The sequence below is a fragment of the Micromonospora palomenae genome (assembly GCF_007829925.1).
Lineage (GTDB): Bacteria > Actinomycetota > Actinomycetes > Mycobacteriales > Micromonosporaceae > Micromonospora > Micromonospora purpureochromogenes.
Genome location: NZ_VIXA01000005.1, coordinates 324,918 through 344,683 on the forward strand (window position 1 = coordinate 324,918; position 19,766 = coordinate 344,683).

The 19,766-nt window shown below is 74.5% G+C and carries 17 protein-coding genes and 2 pseudogenes; 11 read left to right on the forward strand and 8 right to left on the reverse strand.

Annotated elements, in window-relative coordinates; all coding sequences use genetic code 11:
• Positions 1-19: 19 nt before the first annotated feature.
• The gene (locus tag FHX75_RS28470) at positions 20-1,126 is read right to left on the reverse strand and encodes a sulfite oxidase (RefSeq protein WP_154943467.1); all 1,107 of its coding nucleotides are present in this window, start codon (positions 1,124-1,126) and stop codon (positions 20-22) included.
• 250 nt (positions 1,127-1,376) lie between these two features.
• Here FHX75_RS28470 and FHX75_RS32315 point away from each other — a divergent pair.
• Positions 1,377-2,030: pseudogene (locus tag FHX75_RS32315) on the forward strand (murein hydrolase activator EnvC family protein); the annotation flags it as partial.
• Positions 2,031-2,210: 180 nt separating this feature from the next.
• On the opposite strand, the gene FHX75_RS28480 reads toward FHX75_RS32315, so the two are convergent.
• Both FHX75_RS28480 and FHX75_RS28485 read right to left on the reverse strand, forming a co-directional pair.
• Positions 2,211-3,392, reverse strand: a complete 1,182-nt coding sequence (locus tag FHX75_RS28480) for an aminotransferase class V-fold PLP-dependent enzyme (RefSeq protein ID WP_154943469.1) — start codon at positions 3,390-3,392, stop codon at positions 2,211-2,213.
• A 186-nt stretch (positions 3,393-3,578) separates the two neighbouring features.
• Complete coding sequence (locus FHX75_RS28485; protein ID WP_154943470.1) at positions 3,579-4,742, reverse strand: tyrosine-type recombinase/integrase; 1,164 nt, start codon at positions 4,740-4,742, stop codon at positions 3,579-3,581.
• Between the two features lie 326 nt (positions 4,743-5,068).
• On the opposite strand from FHX75_RS28485, the gene FHX75_RS28490 reads away from it, so the two are divergent.
• Positions 5,069-5,407 carry a hypothetical protein gene (locus FHX75_RS28490; protein ID WP_154943472.1) on the forward strand — a complete coding sequence of 113 codons (339 nt, stop codon included), beginning with the start codon at positions 5,069-5,071 and terminating at the stop codon, positions 5,405-5,407.
• Positions 5,408-5,413: 6 nt separating this feature from the next.
• On the opposite strand, the gene FHX75_RS28495 is transcribed toward FHX75_RS28490, so the two are convergent.
• From FHX75_RS28495 to FHX75_RS28505, 3 genes are read right to left on the reverse strand one after another with little or no spacing between them, the layout of a single operon-like run.
• Complete coding sequence (locus FHX75_RS28495) at positions 5,414-6,628, reverse strand: DNA-processing protein DprA (RefSeq protein WP_154943474.1); 1,215 nt, start codon at positions 6,626-6,628, stop codon at positions 5,414-5,416.
• Complete coding sequence (locus FHX75_RS28500; RefSeq protein ID WP_154943476.1) at positions 6,625-8,145, reverse strand: YifB family Mg chelatase-like AAA ATPase; 1,521 nt, start codon at positions 8,143-8,145, stop codon at positions 6,625-6,627. Before FHX75_RS28500 ends, FHX75_RS28495 begins: the two co-directional genes overlap by 4 nt.
• Positions 8,146-8,167: 22 nt before the next feature.
• The gene (locus FHX75_RS28505; protein WP_154943478.1) at positions 8,168-8,527 is read right to left on the reverse strand and encodes a YraN family protein; all 360 of its coding nucleotides are present in this window, start codon (positions 8,525-8,527) and stop codon (positions 8,168-8,170) included.
• A gap of 179 nt (positions 8,528-8,706) precedes the next feature.
• Here FHX75_RS28505 and FHX75_RS28510 point away from each other — a divergent pair.
• The 5 genes and pseudogenes from FHX75_RS28510 to frr all read left to right on the forward strand — a co-directional run bounded on the left by FHX75_RS28510 (position 8,707) and on the right by frr (position 13,400).
• A pseudogene (locus tag FHX75_RS28510) lies at positions 8,707-9,709 on the forward strand (hypothetical protein).
• Between the two features lie 294 nt (positions 9,710-10,003).
• Positions 10,004-10,864, forward strand: coding sequence for a 30S ribosomal protein S2 (gene rpsB, locus FHX75_RS28515; RefSeq protein WP_154943482.1), 861 nt, complete (start codon positions 10,004-10,006; stop codon positions 10,862-10,864).
• Positions 10,865-11,000: 136 nt separating this feature from the next.
• The gene (tsf, locus tag FHX75_RS28520) at positions 11,001-11,828 is read left to right on the forward strand and encodes a translation elongation factor Ts (protein WP_154943484.1); all 828 of its coding nucleotides are present in this window, start codon (positions 11,001-11,003) and stop codon (positions 11,826-11,828) included.
• 163 nt (positions 11,829-11,991) lie between these two features.
• Complete coding sequence (pyrH, locus tag FHX75_RS28525; protein ID WP_088963482.1) at positions 11,992-12,759, forward strand: UMP kinase; 768 nt, start codon at positions 11,992-11,994, stop codon at positions 12,757-12,759.
• An 83-nt stretch (positions 12,760-12,842) separates the two neighbouring features.
• On the forward strand, positions 12,843-13,400 hold the full coding sequence (frr, locus tag FHX75_RS28530) for a ribosome recycling factor (protein WP_154943486.1): 558 nt from the start codon (positions 12,843-12,845) through the stop codon (positions 13,398-13,400).
• A gap of 110 nt (positions 13,401-13,510) precedes the next feature.
• On the opposite strand, the gene FHX75_RS28535 is transcribed toward frr, so the two are convergent.
• Positions 13,511-13,750, reverse strand: a complete 240-nt coding sequence (locus tag FHX75_RS28535; RefSeq protein WP_154943488.1) for a hypothetical protein — start codon at positions 13,748-13,750, stop codon at positions 13,511-13,513.
• A gap of 141 nt (positions 13,751-13,891) precedes the next feature.
• Between FHX75_RS28535 and FHX75_RS28540 the strand changes: the two genes are divergently transcribed.
• The 3 genes from FHX75_RS28540 (at position 13,892) to FHX75_RS28550 (ending at position 17,534) form a co-directional block, all read left to right on the forward strand.
• Positions 13,892-15,190 (forward strand): phosphatidate cytidylyltransferase, encoded by a 1,299-nt coding sequence (locus FHX75_RS28540; RefSeq protein WP_154943490.1) that lies wholly within the window; start codon positions 13,892-13,894, stop codon positions 15,188-15,190.
• 104 nt (positions 15,191-15,294) lie between these two features.
• Positions 15,295-16,446 (forward strand): dual-specificity RNA methyltransferase RlmN, encoded by a 1,152-nt coding sequence (rlmN, locus tag FHX75_RS28545; RefSeq protein ID WP_154943493.1) that lies wholly within the window; start codon positions 15,295-15,297, stop codon positions 16,444-16,446.
• A 20-nt stretch (positions 16,447-16,466) separates the two neighbouring features.
• Positions 16,467-17,534: a DivIVA domain-containing protein gene (locus FHX75_RS28550; protein WP_154943495.1), complete on the forward strand. Its 1,068-nt coding sequence runs from the start codon at positions 16,467-16,469 to the stop codon at positions 17,532-17,534.
• Between the two features lie 129 nt (positions 17,535-17,663).
• On the opposite strand, the gene FHX75_RS28555 is transcribed toward FHX75_RS28550, so the two are convergent.
• Complete coding sequence (locus FHX75_RS28555) at positions 17,664-17,885, reverse strand: DUF2631 domain-containing protein (RefSeq protein WP_154943497.1); 222 nt, start codon at positions 17,883-17,885, stop codon at positions 17,664-17,666.
• Positions 17,886-18,118: 233 nt separating this feature from the next.
• Here FHX75_RS28555 and FHX75_RS28560 point away from each other — a divergent pair, with 233 nt between their 5' ends.
• Positions 18,119-19,699 (forward strand): Rieske 2Fe-2S domain-containing protein, encoded by a 1,581-nt coding sequence (locus FHX75_RS28560; RefSeq protein WP_154943499.1) that lies wholly within the window; start codon positions 18,119-18,121, stop codon positions 19,697-19,699.
• Positions 19,700-19,766: the final 67 nt, after the last annotated feature.

Genomic DNA, 19,766 nt, shown 5'->3' on the forward strand with positions numbered 1-19,766 from the left:
CGGTGCACCGCCTCCCTGGTCAGTCCGCGAGGACGGCGACCTCGACCCGCTGGACCAGGTTGTTGGCGAACCCGCCCCGGTTCCACGGCTGCTCGACCGGCTGGGTCCGCCCCGACGCGTCGGTGGCCCGGGCGCCGAGGACGTACCGGCCCGGCTGCGGCGACCACTCGTACCGCCAGCGCCGCCAGGACCAGTCCCCGCCGCGCGGCGGGTCCACCGTGGCCGGTGCCCAGGTCGCCCCGCCGTCGGTGGTCACCTCGACCGAGGTGATCGGCGCGTGCCCGGACCAGGCCCGACCGTCCACCGTGCACGGCCCGGGACGCAGCACCCGGGTGCGGGTCATGAAGTCCGGGAACCCCGGCGGGCGGACCAGGGCGCGCGGCTCGATCCGGGTCACCGGCTCGCCCGGGTCGTCGGCGTCCCGGCGCAGCCGGTAGGCCACCGCGTTCTGGTAGCCGTCGAACGCCTCGGTCAGCACGGTGATGCCGCGCAGCCACTTCACGTGCGCCATGCCGTACCAGCCGGGCACGATCAGCCGCAGCGGCGCGCCGTGCTGCGGCAGCAGGGGAGCGCCGTTCATCTCGTACGCCAGCAGCACCTCCTCCCGCAGCGCGTCGGCGACCGGGAGGGCCCGCTGGTAGTCCTGCTCGACACCGCGCTCGACGCCGTGGTCGGCCCCGGTGAAGACGACGTCGACCGCCTCGGGCGCGATGCCGGCCTCACGCAGCAGTGGGGCGAGCGGCGTGCCGGTCCACTCGGCGTTGCCGACCGCCTCCACCAGCCAGGGCTGGCTCACCGGACGCGGGTGCAGCAGCGCCCGGCCGTTGCCGGCGCACTCCAGCGTGACCTGCCGGGTCACCCGGGGGCGCGAGCGCAGCTCGTCCAGCCCGAGGATGAGCGGCAGGCGTACCGCCCCGTCGACGGTCAGCGCGTGGCCGGCCGGGTCGACGTCCGGGATGTCGTAGTGGATCAGCAGGTAGTGCAGGCCGGCCGGGGTGACGTCGTAGCGCAACGCCTCCAGTGGGATGCCGTGGTTGCGGGCGGCCAGTTGCAGCTCCTCGGCGCTGATCGCCTCGTCCGGCCCGGCCACCCGGGAGGGGCGGCTCACATCGTCCACGCTGGTCACGGCGGCCTCCCCGGTCTCTGCCCTCGGCGCGTGGGCCCAGCCTAGTCGCCGCGCCGCTCCACCGGTCCGGTGCCGGCGCGGCTCGCGGCCGCTTCCCCGGCGCACGCCGGCCGGGTGCCGGCGCGGCCAACTCCGCCCCGTCGCCTAGCAGATCGACTCGATCGGTGGGCGTTGTCCACAGGGCGGCCCGTCGTCCACAGCGGACGCGCTGTCCGGGTCGGTCGCCGGTCGATGCGGGCATGCTGCGGACATGCGGAGAGCACTGCGGGCGGTGACGGTGTGGTGGGCGGTCCTGCTGGTCCTCGGCCCGCCGGGCACCGTCGACGCGGCGACCCCCGGACCGGGGGCGGACCGGGCGGGCGGCGCCCGGCCCGTCGCACCGCCGGCCGCCACGGCCAACCGCGCCGCGTCGCCCTTCCCGCCCGGACCAGCGGTCGACCGCCGACCGCCCCCGAAAGTCGCGGCGGCGCGGGCCACCCTCGGCGCGGCGGCCGGTACGCCGGCCTTCCGGTGGCCGCTCGACGGCACGCCCCGCCCGGTGCGGCGCTTCGACCCGCCGCCCCGACCGTGGCTGCCCGGTCATCGCGGGGTCGACCTGGCCGCCGCCTCGGGGGCGACCGTGCGCGCGGCCGGCGCCGGCACGGTGCTCTTCGCGGGTGTGATCGCCGGCCGGCCGGTGGTCACCGTGGGGCACGCGGCGGGCCTGCGGACCACCTACGAGCCGGTCCGACCCGAGGTACGCCCCGGCGACCCGGTCCGGCCCGGCGTGCCACTCGGCGTGCTGCTGGCCGGGCATCCCGGCTGTCCCACCCCGGCCTGCCTGCACTGGGGGCTGCGGCGCGGCGCGGACTACCTCGACCCGCTGGCCCTGCTCGGGCTCGGGCCGGTCCGGCTGCTCCCGGTGCGCGACCCGAGCGGCCCGCTCACCGAGCGGACGGCGAGTGGCCCGTTCACCGGGCGGACGGCGAGTGGCCCGCTCACCGAGCGGATCGCGAGTGGCCCGCTCATCGAGCGGACGGCGACCGGCCCGCTCACCGAGCGGACGGCGAGGGCCGCCTGCCGGTGTGGTCGGCGCGGGCCGGGGTCAGGGCCGGGCGAGCAGCGGGGGCAGCCGGACCGCCAGCCGTTCGTACTCCTCGGCCGTGTTGTAGACCTGCGCACAGAGCCGTAGCCAGCCCCGACCGTTCCAGGCCATCACCGCCACCTCGGCGGCGAGCCGCTCGGCGATCCGGCCGCCCAGGGCCCGCGCGGTGTCCAGGGTGGTGGCCACGCCGGGCGGCAGCGGCACGATCCGCATGGCGACCGCCGGTCCGCCCGGGTCCGGCAGCTCGGCCGGCGCCACGCCGAGGGCGTCCCCGACCACCCGTTGCCCGTACGCGGCCAGCGCCGCGTTGTGCGCCCGCACCCGGTCCAGGCCGAGGCTGCGCAGCGCGTAGAGCCCGGCCGGGGCGCTCAACCAGCCCGTGTAGTCGAGGGTGGCCTGCCACTCCACGTTGCCGGGGAAGCCGGCGCTCTGCTCCCAGGAGACCACCAGCGGCTCGATCCGCTCCCGCCACGGCGGAGCGACCACCAGCACGGCGGTGCCCCGCGGGGCGAACGCCCACTTGTGCAGGTTGCCCACCCAGAAGTCCGCGCCGACGGCGCCGACGTCGACCGGCAGCATGCCGGGCACGTGCGCCGCGTCCACCAGCACCGGTACGCCCCGCTCCCGGGCCACCTGGACGACGGCCGCGACCGGGAAGAGTCGGGCGGTGGGCGAGGTGAGCTGGTCGATGACGAGCAGTCGGGTGCGCCCGGGTCGCAGACCGGTCCGGACGATCTCGACGACCTCCTCGTCGGTGGCGGTCAGCGGCACCCGTAGCGCCCGGGTGCCCGCCCCGGTACGGCGGCACTCCCGCTCGATGCTGAAGCCGACCGCGCCGTACCCGTGATCGGTGGTGAGCACCTCGTCGCCGGCCCGCAGGCCAAGGGACTGCAGGACCAGCGCGACGCCGGTGGTGGCGTTGCCGACCAGCGCCGTACCGTCCGGATCGGCGCCCAGGAAGGTGGCCAGGTGCCGCCGGGTGTGGCCGATCCGGTCGGTCAGCCCCTGGGTGAAGAAGCGCAGCGGGTTCGACTCCATCTCGTCGCGCAACCGCTGCTGCGCCCGCTGCACGCTGATCGGTACCGCGCCGAACGCGCCGTGGTTGAGGTAGCTGACCGCCGGATCGAGCGAGAAGAGCAGTCGGGCCCCGGGAATCGGCTCGGGCGGCCGGGCGACGGTCACGTAGTGATCATATCCGTCGACGGATCAACCGTCGTCGGTTCGCCGTCCTCCGGCGGCAGCCGGCCTCGACCAGCAGTGCGCCGTGCTGCCGGCGGTCCGACCCGGTGCGGCGCCGATCGGGCGACCGCAGTCCGCGGTCGTTGGCCAGCGGCGCGTCGAGGCTGGGGGCGGTGTGCCGCGGGTGGGTCAGGCGCGCGGGTGTGCCTGCCGGTACGCGGCCCGCAGCCGCTCGACCGAGACGTGCGTGTAGATCTGGGTGCTGCCGAGTGAGGAGTGGCCGAGCAGCTCCTGCACGGCGCGCAGGTCCGCGCCGCCCTCCAGCAGGTGCGTCGCCGCCGAGTGCCGCAGCCCGTGCGGGCTGACCCGGGGCAGGCCGAGGGACTCGGCGTACCCGGCCACGATCCGGCGTGCCGTCGTCGGGTTCAGCCGCCCGCCGCGCGCGCCGAGCAGCAGCGCCTCCCCGGAGCCGGGCACCGCCAGGGCGGGCCGCCCGGAGCGCAGCCAGTCGTCGATCGCCCGCTGGGCCGGCACCCCGTACGGCACCGAGCGTTCCCGGCCGCCCTTGCCGAGGACACGGATCACCCGGCGACCGTGGTCCACGTCGGCGACGTCCAACCCGCACGCCTCGCTGACCCGTACCCCGGTGCCGTAGAGCAGTTCGAGCAGGACCCGGTCGCGCAGTCGCACCGGTTCGTCCTCCGGGCGGGCGGGGTCGGCTGGACCGTCCTGCCGGGCCCCGGTGGCCGCGTCGTCCCGGCGTCCGTCCGGGTCGGGCCCGGCCGGGTCGGTCACCTTGTGCCCGGTCGGGTCGGTGGGCCGAGTCGGATCGTCGTGTCGCGGTGCGCCGGTGCGTGCGGCCGCGTCGGGGCGGGTGCCGGCGGTGGGACCGGTCGCTTCGGCGGGCCGGGTGGCGCCGGGACGCCGGTCGGGCGCCTCGACGAGGGCGGCGGCCTGGTCGGCCCGGAGCACGGTGGGCAGGTCGCGGTGCGCCCGGGGGCTGGACAGCGGAGCCGCGACGTCGGTGGGGAGCACGCCCGCGCGGTGCGCCCAGGCGCTGAAGGTGCGCACCGCCGCCGCCCGCCGGGCCAGTGACGTCCGGGCCGCGCCCACGGTGCGCTGCCGGGCCAGCCAGCTGCGCAGCACCGTCAGGTCCAGCTCGGCGGGTCCGGAGCAGCCCATCCGTACCGCGTGGTCGAGCAGCGAGACCACATCGGCCACGTACGCCCGCACGGTGTGCGCGGATCGGTTGCGTACCCGGGCCAGGTGGTCGGCGAAGTCGTCCACGGCCTCCCGCATGGCCGGTGGCAGTGCCTCGTGGGTGGCCCGGGTGGCCCGGGTGCCGCCCGTCATCGCCCCGCCCCTGCCGTCGGCGGGCACGCCGGAGCGGGGAGGTGTGGCACCGCATGACGTCCGCCTGGCATGGGCTCAGCGTAAGCGCGTGCCGGGCGGTCGGCAGAACGCTGCGCATCGACACGATGCTGCGCGAGGACGCCCACCGGCCTCGCCGTTCCCTCCCCGGGGCGCGGCGTGGACAAAGTAGACCTGCGCTTGCGTGGCGGCGCGCCGTCGGTGCTGGCCGGTGGTGGCGTGGACGGGGAGACTGGAGGCAGGGACGGCGCGTGCGCCGTCGCCCGGTTGCCTCGGCGGGGGACGCCGACGGGAGGAGGGGACCGCTCATGGGCCTGGACGTCGTCCTCTACCGGCTGGTCCGTGGCGGCCCGGGCCGTCGGCCGTCCTCGGTCGCGGCGCAGGTGGTGCCCGACCCCGACGACCTGCTGCTCGATCTGCTGAAGCGGGGGCGGGGCGGCGGACGCACCCCGACGCTGGATCGGGTCGACCCGCTCGGTGAGCTGGTGGTCGGGGCGGAGCGGGCACCCCAGCTCCTGACCGAACTGGACTGCCTGGTCGAGGCCGCCCGCACTCCGGCCGAGACCGCGCAGGTGCGGCGGGTCGCGGTGCTGGTCCGCCGGTGCGCACACGAGCGTGACCTGGAGATCCGGTTCGAGGGGGACTGAGCCCGGTCACCGTCCGGCCCCTCGTCCCGGGCCGGCGGGGGCGCGCGCCGACGTGGCGGGCCGCGCCAGGGCGTACCCGCCGTCCCGGCGGAGCACCATCGCCAGCTCCTCCAGCAGGGAGAGCTTCCGCATCGCCGTCCGTACGTCGACCCCGGCCCGGGCGGCGAGCGCGTCGAGCCCGACCACCCCGCGCCGGGGCAGCGACTCCAGCACCATGGTCGCCTCGTCGTCGAGGAGGTCACCCGGGCGCTCCGGCCCTCGTGCCGGCGGGGCCAGGTCCGTCCCGATCCGGCCGACCTCCTCCAGCACGTGCGGGACCCCGGTCACCAGCCGCGCGGCCGGCTGGTCCCGCAGCACCTCGTGCGCCCCGACCGACATCGCCGAGGTGACCGGGCCCGGCACCACCATCGCCCGCCGGCCCATCGCGATCGCCCGGTTCACCGTCTGGGTCGCGCCGCTGCGGGCCGCCGCCTCCACCAGCACCGTCCCCCGGGTGGCGGCGGCGATCACCCGGTTGCGGATCAGGAACCTCGGCCGCAGCGGGTCGGCGCCGGGCATCCACTCGCTCACCAGCAGCCCGGCCTCGGCGATCCGGTCGAACAGGGCGGCGTTGCCCATCGGGTACGGCCGGTCGACGCCGCAGGCCAGCACGGCCACCGTCAGCCCGCCGGCGGTCAACGCGCCCCGGTGCGCCGCCGCGTCGATGCCGAACGCCCCGCCGGAGACCACCGTCCAGTCCCGCTCGGCCAACCCGTACCCGATCTCGGTGGCGACGTGCAGGCCGTACCCGGTGGCGGCCCGCGCGCCGACCACCGCGACGGAGCGGTCCAGCGCCTCACCGAGCGGCCAGCCGCCGCGTACCCAGAAGCAGAGCGGCGGGGCGGTCTCCAGATCGACCCGCCGGCTCGTTCCGGACAGCACCAGCCGGTGCAGGTCGTCGAGGCGGGCGGGCCACTCCTCGTCCTCCGGGGTGAGGACGCGGGCACCGATCCGCTCGGTACGGGCGAGCGCGTCGGCGGCGACGGCGCGGGCGTCCCCGGCCACCGTGCGCGCCGACACCGCCGTACCCAGGCTCGCCTCCGGCGCGCCCCCGTCGAGCAGCAGGTCCAGCGCCGCCACCGGGCCGAGCTGCTGAACCAGCCGGTGCACCGACCGGGTGCCCGGCTCGGTGAGCCAGGTCAGCGCCACCCGGGCCAGCAGTCGCTCCTCGCTGGTGCTCATGCTCCCTCTCCCGTCCTGAGTTGGATGGCCTCCAGCACGTCCTCGCGCTGCGGCCTGGGCCGCCCGTCGAGGTCCGCGATGGTCCAGGCCAGCCGGATGATCCGGTCGAAGCCACGGGCCGAGACGGCCCCCGAGTCCAGCCGGCCGCGCAGCTCGGCGGTGTCCCGGGCCGGCAGCCGCCAGGGCGGCCGCCGCAGGTACGGGCCGGGGATCTCGGCGTTGAGCCGGCGACCCACCGGAGCCCAGCGCACCGCCGCGGCCTGCCGGGCGGTGGCGACCCGGGCGGCCACGGTGGCCGAGGACTCGCTGGCCACGGCCGCCTCCATCAGCTCCGCCGCCCGCACCGGCAGCAGCTTCACCTGCACGTCGATCCGGTCCAGCAACGGCCCGGAGAGCCGGCCCAGGTAGCGCCGCCGGGCCAGCGGGCTGCACTCGCAGTACGCGTCGCCGGCCGGCTTCGCGCACGGGCACGGGTTGGCGGCCAGCACCAGTTGGCTGCGGGCCGGGTACTCGGTGCCGCCCCCGCTGCGGGCCAGCTGGATCCGGCCGTGCTCCAGCGGTTGCCGCAGCGCCTCCAGCGCGCCCTTGCTGAACTCGGGCGCCTCGTCGAGGAAGAGCACGCCCCGGTGGGCCAGCGAGACGGCCCCCGGCCGGGCCAGCCCGGACCCGCCCCCGACCAGGGAGGGAATGGTCGCCGTGTGGTGCGGGGCCTGGAACGGCGGCCGGCGCAGCAGCCGGCCGCCCGGCGGGAGCAGTCCGGCGATCGAGTGCAGCGCGGTGACCTCCAGCGCGGCGGCGTCGTCCAGCTCCGGCAGGATCGAGGGGAGCCGCTCGGCGAGCATGGTCTTGCCGGCGCCGGGCGGCCCCAGCAGGGCGAGGTGGTGGCCGCCCGCGGCGGCCACCTCCAGCGCCCGGCGGCCCAGCGCCTGCCCCGCCACCTCGGCCAGGTCCGGGCCGTCGACCGGGGGCGGCGCCGGCGTGGCCGGCGGCTCGATCAACGGGCTGCCGTCGCGGACGAAGCAGGCCAGCCGGTGCAGCGTGTCGACCGCCCGGACCCGGATCCCGGGGATGACCGCCGCCTCGGCGGCGTTCTCCACCGGCACGATCACCCGGTCCCGCCCGGCGCGGGCCGCGGCCGCCACCATCGGCAGCACCCCGCGTACCGGCCGGACCGTCCCGTCCAGGCCCAGTTCGCCGAGGATCACCACGCCGTCCAGCGGCACCAGGGGCAGCTCTCCGGAGCCGCCCAGCACCGCCGCCGCGATGGCCAGGTCGAAGGCGGAGCCGTACTTGGGCATCGTCGCGGGCAGCAGGTTGAGCGTGATCCGCCGGTTGGGCCAGCGCTGCCCCGAGTTGACGATGGCGGCCCGCACCCGGTCGCGCGCCTCGTGCAGGGCGCTGTCGGGCAGCCCCGAGATGACCACCGCCGGCAGCCCGGCGGCCAGGTCGGCCTCCACCTCGACCAGGTGGCCGGTGACCCCGACCAGCCCCACGCTGAACACCTTGGCGTAGCTCACGCCAGCACCCCCGGCGTACGCATCAGAACGCCCCCTTGAGGTGCTCGACGCGGGCCGCGCCGGCGGCGGGCAGCCGGACCGCCAGCACGTCGAAGCGCACCTCGTCGGCGTCGACCCCGCTCTCGGCCAGCCAGCGGGCGGCGAGCCCGCGCAACCGGCGGGCCTTGGCCGGCACGATCGCCTCGGCCGGGGTGCCGTAGTCGTCGGTGCGTCTGGTCTTCACCTCGCAGAAGGCGAGCACCCGGCCGTCCCAGGCGATGATGTCGATCTCCCCGTCCGGGCAGCGCCAGTTGCGGGCTACTGGCCGCAGCCCGGCCCCGATCAGGTGCCGGACGGCGCACCGCTCGCCGTACGCGCCGACCGCCTGGTTCCGCTTCGTCATGCCGGCCAGGGTGGTCCGGCCGGCGGCCGCGCTGGGGCCGGCGGCGGGGGGCCTGTGGACGACGAACCGGCCTGTGGACGAGCGGACGATCATGGGTGTTCCGTGCTAAGGGCCCGGCCGCCGCGGGCGGGGGAGGGCTCCGCCCGCCGAAGAGCCCGGACCTGTGCCGGGAGGGACGAATGGCGCCGGTGGGGTGGGTCGCATACGGTGCCGGACGTGGACGCACGACGGAGCTATCCCGAAGATCAGGAGTCGCGCTGGTATCCCGCCGGGCAGGAGCGCGGCTACGGCGAGCCGGACTGGCGCGGCGCGGGCGAGTCCCGCATCCGGGACGACGAGTACCCGACGCCCGAGCAGCGCGCCGCGGAGGAGGGCCGGTTCACCGATCCGGGCGCTCCGGGACGGTACGGCCAGACCGGGCGTTACGGCGCGGCGGATCCGCTCGGTGACTCCCGGGGCGAGTCCGATGGATACCGCCCGACCCGCTCACGCCGTGCCGACGACCCCGACGTCTCCGGCGAGCTGCCGGGCGACCGCCCCGGCTGGCGGGCGGCCCGGGAGAGCGCCGACCCCCTCACCACCACCGGCGCGGGTCCGCTGACCTCCGCCGACCGGCTCTCCACCACCGGTGCCGGGCCGCTGACCGGCGGACTCGACCGACTCGGCGGCCCCGGGTCGGCCGGCGTGGAGGCGGGGGAGCGGCCGGATCCGGTCCGGTCCGCCCCGCCGGGCGGGTACCCGATCGTCGAGCCGACCCGCCCCGCCGAGCCGGCGCACCCGCTGGAGATGCCGACCGGCCCGATGCCCCCGGTCATGCCCCGCTTGGACGGCGCGGTGGGCCCCGAGGCGGCGTACCGTCCGGCCGGCGGGCCCTCCGACGGCGTCTACCGGACCCGCCGGCCGGCGCTGGCGGTGATCCTCGTCGTGCTGGTGCTGGTCTTCGAGCTTCCCGCGCTGCGGGTGCTGCTGCACGGCCTGACCGGCGACCCGGTCTCGACGTCGCACGTCGTCGTCGGCACCTTCCTCGTCACCGGGCTGCCGATCTTCGCCGCCGGCCTGTACGGGCTGCGCACCGGCGGCCTGGCGATGGCCGACGGGGCGCGGGGCTGGCTGCGCCCGCCGACCGCCTACCTGACCGTCGGGCTGGTGCTCTTCCTCGCCGCCGCGCTCGCCGCCGGCTGATCCGCGGCGCGGGTGCCGGAGATCCCGGTCGGCGTGCCGCGTCCGAATTCGCGACCGGAGCATCGGGACCGGCGGGTTCGTGAACCCGCCAGCTCGGCGGCGCGACAGGCGCGTACACTGGTCGACTGGCGACCGCCTCGCGCGGTCGACCTCGCGCGCCCTCTCCACGGTTCGTCGTGGGGCGGCGGCCTCCCTGGTCCTGATCTTGGTCGGGTCCGTCATGGCCGACGACCGGGCGCCAGGCGTCCGGCCGCCGGCCGGACGGGACAACCAGGGACAATAGGAGTACCCACCATGGCCGTCGTGACCATGCGTCAGCTGCTGGAGAGCGGTGTCCACTTCGGGCACCAGACCCGGCGCTGGAACCCGAAGATGAAGCGCTTCATCTTCACCGAGCGCAACGGTATCTACATCATCGACCTGCGCCAGACCCTCGACTACATCGAGAAGGCCTACGAGTTCGTGCGCGGGACCGTCGCCGAGGGTGGCAGCATCCTCTTCGTCGGCACCAAGAAGCAGGCCCAGGAGGCCATCGCCGAGCAGGCGACCCGGGTCGGCCAGCCGTACGTCAACCACCGCTGGCTCGGTGGCATGCTGACCAACTTCCAGACGGTGTACAAGCGCCTTCAGCGGATGAAGGAGCTGGAGGCCCTTGGTGACCTGACCGGCACCGCCGCCGGTTACACCAAGAAGGAGACCCTGCAGCTGTTCCGCGAGAAGACCAAGCTCACCAAGACCCTCGGTGGTCTGCGGGACATGCAGAAGCTCCCGGCCGCGATCTGGGTGGTCGACACCAAGAAGGAGCACATCGCCGTCGACGAGGCCCGCAAGCTGGGCATCCCGGTGATCGCGGTGCTCGACACCAACTGCGACCCGGACGAGGTCGACTTCCCGATCCCGGGCAACGACGACGCGATCCGCTCGGCCGAGCTGCTGACCCGGGTCGTGGCCGCCGCCGTCGCGGACGGTCTGATTGCCCGCTCCGGCCGCCGCCGGGGCACCGACGAGAAGCCCGAGCCGGGCCAGGTCGGCGCCGACGAGCCGCTGGCCGAGTGGGAGCGCGAGCTGCTCGAGGAGCCGAAGAAGGCCGACGAGCAGCCGGCGCAGCAGGCTGAGCAGCCGGCCGAGCAGCCGGCGACCGCCGCCGCGGAGTGACCGCACCGCCGCTTCCCCACCGTCCGTTTTCACCGACGGTGGGGAGCGGCGGGTACGCCGGGCACATCCGGCCCGGATCCGGGTAACCGGCACCCAGACCATCCCACCCCGCAGTTCCGACATCGAAGAGAGAGTCATGTCCAACTTCACCGCCGCGGACGTCAAGAAGCTCCGCGACCTCACCGGCGCCGGCATGATGGACTGCAAGAAGGCGCTGACCGAGGCCGAGGGCGACTTCGACAAGGCCGTCGAGATCCTGCGTGTCAAGGGCGCCAAGGACGTGGGCAAGCGGGCCGGCCGTACCGCTGCCAACGGCCTGATCGCCCACTCCGGCAAGGCTCTGCTGGAGCTCAACTGCGAGACCGACTTCGTCGCCAAGACCGAGGCGTTCGTCGCCCTGGCCCAGCAGCTGGTCGAGCACGGCGAGCGCAGCGGCGTCAGCAACGCCGAGGAGCTGCTCGCCTCCGAGCTGGACGGCAAGACCGTCGCCGACCTGGTCCAGGAGCAGTCCGCCAAGATCGGCGAGAAGCTGGTGCTCAACCGCTTCGCCAAGCTGGACGGCAACGTCGCGGTCTACCTGCACCGCAAGAGCCAGGACCTGCCGCCGGCCGTCGGTGTGCTGGTGGAGTACGCCGGCCAGACCGACGAGGCCGGTGACGCCGACGCGCGCGGCGCCGCCATGCAGATCGCCGCCATGCGGCCGAAGTACCTCACCCGGGACGAGGTGCCGGCCGAGGTCGTCGAGTCCGAGCGGCGCATCGCCGAGCAGACCGCCCGCGAGGAGAACAAGCCCGAGGCGGCGCTGCCGAAGATCGTCGAGGGTCGGGTCAACGCCTTCTTCAAGGACTACGTCCTGGTCGAGCAGGCGTCGGTGGCCGACAACAAGAAGACCGTGAAGCAGGTGCTGGCCGAGGCCGGCATCGAGGTGACCCGCTTCCTGCGGTTCGAGGTCGGCCAGGCCTGAGCCGCCGGATCGGGCGTGTGACGCGCCCGAGGGCAGGGAACGTCGACGAGGAGGCCGCCGGTGTACGTGACAGGCACCGCGGCCTCCTCGTCACATAGGGTCGGCAACGGCAGTTGCGCGGTACGCGGCGCGCAGGACGTGCGCGCGGGGAAGGGCGGGGCGGATGACGCAGGTTGTGAGTGACCGGAGCCTGGGAGCGGACGACCCGACGGCGCCGCCGCCCGGGCGGGCCCGCCGGGTGGTGCTGAAGCTCTCCGGCGAGGTCTTCGGCGGCGGGGCGATCGGCGTCGACCCGGACGTCGTCCAGGCCATCGCCCGGCAGATCGCCACCGTGGTCCGCCGCGGCGTGCAGGTCTCCGTGGTGGTCGGCGGCGGCAACTTCTTCCGCGGCGCCGAGCTGCAGAAGCGCGGGATGGACCGGGCCCGGGCCGACTACATGGGCATGCTCGGCACCGTGATGAACTGCCTCGCCCTCCAGGACTTCCTGGAGAAGGAGGGCATCGAGACCCGCGTGCAGAGCGCGATCACGATGGCCCAGGTCGCCGAGCCGTACATCCCGCTGCGCGCCATCCGGCACCTGGAGAAGGGCCGCGTGGTCATCTTCGGCGCGGGCGCCGGCATGCCGTACTTCTCCACCGACACCGTCGCCGCCCAGCGCGCGCTGGAGATCCGCGCCGACGTGGTGCTGATGAGCAAGAACGGCGTCGACGGCGTCTACACCGCCGACCCCCGGATCGACCCCTCCGCCAGCAAGTTCGACTCGATCACCTTCTCCGAGGTGCTGCGCCGCAACCTGCGGGTGGCCGACGCCGCCGCGTTCAGCCTCTGCATGGAGAACGGCCTGCCGATGCTGGTCTTCGGCGCTCAGGGCGACGACACGATCATTCGCGCCGTCGGCGGCGACAAGATCGGTACCCTGATCACCGCCTGAACGGCCCGGCCGACCGCCTCGGCGGTCCTCCGACAGACAGCAGCAGAGCCCACCACGAGTAACAGAAGGAGGCGAGGAGACCGGTGATCGACGACACCCTCCTCGAGGCCGAGGAGAAGATGGACCGTGCCATCGAGCACGCCAAGGAAGAGTTCGGCGCCATCCGCACCGGCCGCGCCAACGCCGCCATGTTCTCCAAGGTCGTCATCGACTACTACGGCACCCCCACCCCGCTGCCCCAGATGGCCTCCATCGCGGTTCCCGAGCCGCGCATGGTGATCATCAAGCCGTACGACAACTCGCAGATCAACGCCATGGAGAAGGCGATCCGCGACTCCGACCTCGGCGTGAACCCGAACAACGAGGGCAACCAGCTGCGCATCCTGCTCCCCCAGATGACCGAGGAGCGCCGCCGCGAGATGATCAAGGTGGCCCGGCACAAGGGTGAGGAGGCCAAGGTGGCCATCCGCAACATCCGCCGCAAGGGCAAGGAAGAGCTGGACCGGCTCGTCAAGGACGGCGAGGTCGGCGAGGACGACGGACGCCGCGCCGAGAAGGAGCTCGACGACCTGACCCAGCGGTACGTCGCCAACGTCGACGAGCTGGTCAAGCACAAGGAGACCGAGCTGCTCGAGGTGTAGCCGCCCGGACGGGACGCCCCGTCCCGGACGCCACCGAGGCCCGCCCCCGCACCCGGGGAGCGGGCCTCGCCTCGTTCAGCGCGGGATCCGCACGCTCCGGGTCGTCTCGGTCAGCGTCGTCCCCTGGTACGCGTCGTGCAGCTCGAACCGCACGACGGCCCGCCCGGGTGCAGGACCGGGTCGGCCCGGTAGAAGCTCATCGACAGGCTCGTGGTGCCGCCGTCGCAGGTGATCTCGCCGGCGAGCCGGCGACCGTTCGGTGCCTGGTCGTACCGGGCCTGCGCCCGGGCGCCGGTGGCCGGCTGGCCTCGTCCGCCGCCCCCGGCCGCCCCGTGCAGTAGGCTCGGCACGATTCCCGGCCACCGCGCGGTGAACGGCGGGAATCGGCCGGCCGTCGGGCCGGTCAACCGGACGGAACAGTCACGCGTGTAGGGGATGGCCTTGGTCTTGCGGCATGTGGTGGAACTCGTACCGTTCCCGCTCGGTGCGTGATGTCCCACCCCGACCCCTACGGCGGCACCGAGCCTCGCGGCTGGGACCGACCCGAACGCCCGCCCGCGCTGCCCTGGCCGGAGCGTGACGTCGAGCCCACCGGCCCGTGGAACCGGCAGTCCGGCGCCGACCTGTACGCCGGGCCGCAGGCCCGCCCCCGGCCGACCGCCCGCCGGTACGACGAGCCCGCCCTCGACCCGTACGACGGACCCGGCGACCCGTACGACCGCCACGACGTCGACCGCTACGGGGCCTACGACGACGGGTACGACCGGCGCGGTCCCGGGCGCCCGCCGTACGACGACGACATGCCCACCTCCTCGCTCCCGCCGGTCCGCGACGACGACGTGCCGACCTCCCAGTTCCCCCCGGTGCGGGAGGCCGCCGAGCCGGAGCGTGACCCGCAGCGGCCCCCGGGCCGGCGGCAGCCCGGCCGGCGCCGGGCCAGCGCGGACCGGCCGGCGACCGGGCAGCCGACGGCCAGCCGGGCCGGCCGCAACCTGCCGGCCGCCATCGGGGTGGGCCTCGGGCTCGGCGCGCTGATCCTGATCCCGCTCTTCTTCTACCTGCCGGCGTTCCTCGCCGTGGTGGCCGGCGCGATCGGCGTGGGCATCTGGGAGATGGCCCGGGCGGTACGCCGCAGCGGCGCCCACCCGCCGCTGGTGCCGCTGATCGCCGGCGGCGTGCTGATGATCGGGCTGGCCTGGTACGCCGGGCCGGACGCGCTCAGCCTCGGTCTGCTGGTCACCGTGCTGGGCACGATGATCTGGCGGCTCGGCGACGGCCCGGGCGGCTTCCAGCGGGACCTCACCGCGGCCACCCTGATCGCGGTCTACGTGCCGTTCCTCGGCGGCTTCGCGGCGCTGCTCGCGGCGGCGCCCGACGACGGGCACCTGCGGGTGCTGGCGACCCTGGTCGCCGTGGTGCTCTCCGACACCGGCGGGTACGCGGCGGGGGTGTCCTTCGGCAAGCACCCGATGGCCCCCTCGATCAGCCCGAAGAAGTCCTGGGAGGGCTTCGCCGGGTCGGTCTCGGCGGCGGCGGTCGGCAGCGCCGTGCTGCTCTGGCTGCTCTTCGACGTGGCGCCGTGGTGGGGCGCGCTGTTCGGGGTCGCGGTCTCCGTCGCGGCGGTCCTCGGCGACCTCGGCGAGTCCATGATCAAGCGTGACCTGGGCGTCAAGGACATGAGCAACCTGTTGCCCGGGCACGGCGGCCTGATGGACCGACTCGACTCGATCCTTTTCGCCGTTCCCACCGCGTACCTGCTGCTGGCGGTCTTCGTGCCGTTGGTGGGCTGAGGCATGAATCACGTCCGGCAGACCGTGTCGCCCGCCCGGTGGGGGTCGATTCGGCACCTCCGGACGGGTGTGTTCCGCGGTCGGCGTGACAGACTGGACCGGCCATGACGAGCCTGCCTGTGATCCCCGTAGACCCCGACGCCCCCGGGCGCCGGCCCGCGATGCCGCCCCGCCACCTCGCCGACCTGGACCTGCCGGGCCGGCAGGCGCTGGTGACCGAGCTCGGCGAGCCGGCCTTCCGCGCGAAGCAGGTCTCCAACCACTACTTTGGCCGGCTGGTGCGCGACCCGGAGCAGATGACCGACCTGCCGGCGGCCACCCGGGAGCGGCTGGCCGGCGCGCTGCTGCCGACCCTGCTCAACCCGGTCCGCGAGCTGGCCTGCGACGACGGCGCCACCCGCAAGGCGCTCTGGCGGCTGCACGACGGCTCGCTGGTGGAGAGCGTGCTGATGGGCTACCCGGACCGGGTCACCGTCTGCATCTCCAGCCAGGCCGGCTGCGGCATGGCGTGCCCGTTCTGCGCCACCGGCCAGGCGGGGCTGACCCGCAACCTGTCCACGGCCGAGATCGTCGACCAGGCGGTCTACCTCGCCGGTGTGGCGGCCTCCGGCGCGGTGGCCGGGTCACCGCCGCGGCTGTCGCACGTCGTCTTCATGGGCATGGGCGAGCCGCTGGCGAACTACAACCGGGTGGTGGCGGCGATCCGTCGGCTGGTCGCGCCGGCCCCCGAGGGGCTGGGCCTGTCGCAGCGGCACATCACCGTTTCCACGGTCGGGCTGGTTCCGGCCATCCGCCGACTGGCCAGCGAAGACCTCTCAGTGACCCTTGCGCTGTCGCTGCACGCGCCCGATGATGATCTGCGCGACGAACTCGTGCCGGTCAACCAGCGCTGGAAGGTAGCCGAGGTGCTGGACGCAGCGTGGGACTACGTGGCCCGGACGGGGCGCCGCGTGTCGATCGAGTACGCGATGATCAAGGACGTGAACGACCAGCCGTGGCGGGCGGACCTGCTCGGGCGGCTGTTGGCCGGCAAGCTGGCCCACGTGAACCTCATCCCGCTCAACCCGACACCCGGCAGCCGCTGGGACGCGAGCGCGAAGCCGGTCGAGCGCGAGTTCGTCCGGCGACTCCGCGAGGCCGGGGTGTCCACGACGGTGCGGGACACCCGGGGGCGCGAGATCGACGGCGCGTGCGGGCAGTTGGCTGCCGCCGAGGACAGGGACACCGATGCGCCGCGCGGGCGTGACCGGGCGTAGCGACGAGACCAGGAGACATAGTGGCGAGTCAGGGTCAGCGTTTCCGGCGTAAGGCGCTCCGCCGGGGATACAAGGTCGACGAGGTGGACGCCTTCCTGGACCGGGTCGAGGCGACACTCGCCGGCCAGCCGGTCGGCGCGCCCGTGGCCTCCCAGGAGGTCCACGACGTCGTCTTCCGGGTCCGCTTCAACGGCTACGACGAGTGGCAGGTCGACCTGCACCTGGACCGGGTCGAGCGGCAGTTGGCGGAGCTGGAGGAGCGCGGCGGCCTCGGCGGTCGCGGCGCCGACCCGCGGGGCGCCGACCGCCTCGGCCCGCCGATGCGCGACGACCACCGCGGCCTGTCCCCGGTGCCGCAGCCGCTCCCGCCGCGCGCCATGCCGGCCCAGGCCGGCCCGCAGGGCTACGGCAACCGGTACGACGAGCCCACCGGCGCCTTCGCCGGCGGGTACGACGCTCCCCGGGGCGGCTACGACGCGCCGCGCGGTCCGGGTGGTCCCGGCCCGGGCGGGCCGATGGGTCCCGGTGGTCCGGGCGGCCCGGGCGGGCACGGCGGTCCGCCGCAGCGCGGCCTGCCCCCGGGTCCGGGTGGCTACGGCGCCCCGGAGGAGCCGCGGTTCGACGGTTTCGAGGCGGGCCGGCACGGCCGGGCCGACATGACCGCCGAGATCCGGATGCCGGAGCGGGACCAGCGCGACATGCGCGGGCGCGGCCCGGCCGGCCCGCCGATGCCGCAGCCGGCGCTCGGTGGCCCGCCGATGGGTGGCCCGCCGCCGATGGCCGGTCCGCCGGTGGGCGGCCCGCCGATGGTGGGCCCGCCGATGGCCGGTCCGCCCGGCAGCGACCTCTACCGGGTCGACCAGATCCGGCGCAGCTTCCAGGTGCGTCGCTTCGGCAGCGGATACGACCCGGACCAGGTGGACCGGTTCTTCGAGACGCTGCTCGGCGGCATGCAGGGCCGCAACCCGATGCCGGTGAACCCGAAGGACCTGGACACCCTGCGCTTCGGGCTGGTTCCGGGCGGCTACTTCGAGGCCGAGGTCGACGCCGCGCTCAAGGACGTGCAGGACATCCTCTTCGGCCGCTGACCGCGCGAGGGGACCGCCGCGACGAGACAGCAGCGACAGGACCGGAGCGACGGGGACCGACGTGACGAAAGGGCCCACCCCCGAGGGGGTGGGCCCTTCACGCGTTCGTGGTCCGGCGCGGCGGTCGGGTCAGGAGCGCAGGCCGTTGCGGCGCAGCACGGCGTCGCCGATGACGATCGCCAGCAGCAGCACGGCCAGGCCGACCAGCCAGATGTCCTCGACCCTGCCCTCGTGGTTGCCGCACAGCATCGCCAGCAGCGCCAACGCGGAGAGCACCGCGCCGATCCGTCCGGACCTGCGGTGCCCGGGCTTGTGCTGATCTGGCGCGGTTACCGGCTCGCTTCCTGCCACTGTCGGTCCTTCCCTCGCGATCGGATCTCCGGTTAGTCTGGCACGCCCCGCGGCGGGCCCGGCGCAGGGTCCGGCCTGATGGGGGTACGCGGGCGGGGAGCGCCGGGCGGACCGGGCCGATGGACCCCCACCACGGGGGCGCAACGCCTCTGGCGGCGTCGCGGGTCGGCGACCACACTGCCTCCGGTAGCGTTCGGACGTACACCTTGATTGTCGTTTTGAGGGGGACTGCGGTGCGAGTGACCGGTACGGGACATGCCAGCATGCGGATCGACACGGCCGCGGGCAGCATCCTGTGCGACCCGTGGGTCAATCCCGCCTACTTCGCCTCGTGGTTCCCCTTCCCGGACAACTCCCAGCTCGACTGGGCGGCCCTCGGCGACGTCGACTACCTGTACGTCTCGCACCTGCACCGGGACCACTTCGACGCCGCCCACCTCAAGCGGTACGTCTCCAAGGACGCCACGGTGCTCCTCCCCGAGTTCCCCACCTCGGAGATGGAGGACGAGCTGCGGGCGCTCGGCTTCACGAAGTTCCTCAAGGCCCCGAACGAGCAGGTCGTGGAGCTCGACGGCGGCCTGAAGATCATGATCCAGGCGCTGACCAGCCCGACCGACGGCCCGATCGGCGACTCCTCGCTCTGGGTGGAGTACGACGGGGTCCGGCTGCTGAACCAGAACGACGCCCGCCCGACCGACCTGAGCGTCTTCGCCGAGCTGGGCCACGTGCACGCGCACCTGCTCCAGTTCTCCGGGGCGATCTGGTACCCGATGGTCTACGAGCTGCCGCAGGCGGCCAAGACCGCGTTCGGCAAGCAGAAGCGCGACCGGCAGTTCGACCGCACCTGGCGCTACATCGACGACCTGAAGGCCGACCACGTCTTCCCGATCGCCGGTCCGCCGTGCTTCCTCGACGACGCGCTGTGGCAGTTCAACGACATCCACGGCGACGAGGGCAACATCTTCCCCGACCAGTCGGTCTTCCTCGCCGAGTACGCCAAGGTCGGCGGCACCAACGGCATCGTGCTGCTGCCCGGCAGCGTCGCCGAGGTGACCACGGAGGGCGCGAGCACCACCCACCCGGTGCCGGTGGAGGAGTTCTTCGCCAACAAGACCGCGCACCTGGAGGAGATGCGGGAGCGCAAGCGCCCGATCATCGAGGCGGAGAAGGCGTCCTGGCGGCACCCCGAGGTGGACGTGCTCGGCGAGATGAAGCGCCGCATCGAGCCGCTGCTGGACGAGTCGATCTACCTGGCCAAGGGGGTCGGCGGCCCGGTCCGCTTCGACCTGGTCGGCTACGACGGCGAGAGCGTCGAGTCGATCGTGGTGGACTTCCCGGGCAAGGAGGTCCGCCCGTACGCCGACGAGAAGGTGCGCTACCGGTTCCGCACCGAGCGGGCGCTGATCGAGCACCTGCTGCACATCGGGGAGGTGGACTGGGTCAACTCCCTCTTCCTCTCCTGCCGCTTCTCGGCGGCCCGGATCGGCCAGTACAACGAGTTCGTCTACGCCTTCTTCAAGTGCCTCTCCGAGGAGCGCCTCCAGTACGCCGAGGGCTGGTACGACGAGCACGAGCGGGCCGTCGATGCGGAGGACATCACCATCGGCGACTGGGTGGTGCAGCGCCGCTGCCCGCACCTGAAGGCGGACCTGAGCCGGTTCGGCATCGTCGAGGGTGACCAGCTCACCTGCCAGCTGCACGGCTGGAAGTTCGACATGCCCAGCGGCCGCTGCCTGACCAGCGTCGGCCACAAGATCCGCGCGCACCGCGCCGACGAGCAGACCCCCGCTCCCGCGGGGGAGGCGCTCAGCTAGGCGGTTCACCCACGCCCGCCGCCCCCGCCGGGTGACCATCAGGTCGGGAAGGGGGGCGGCGTGGCCG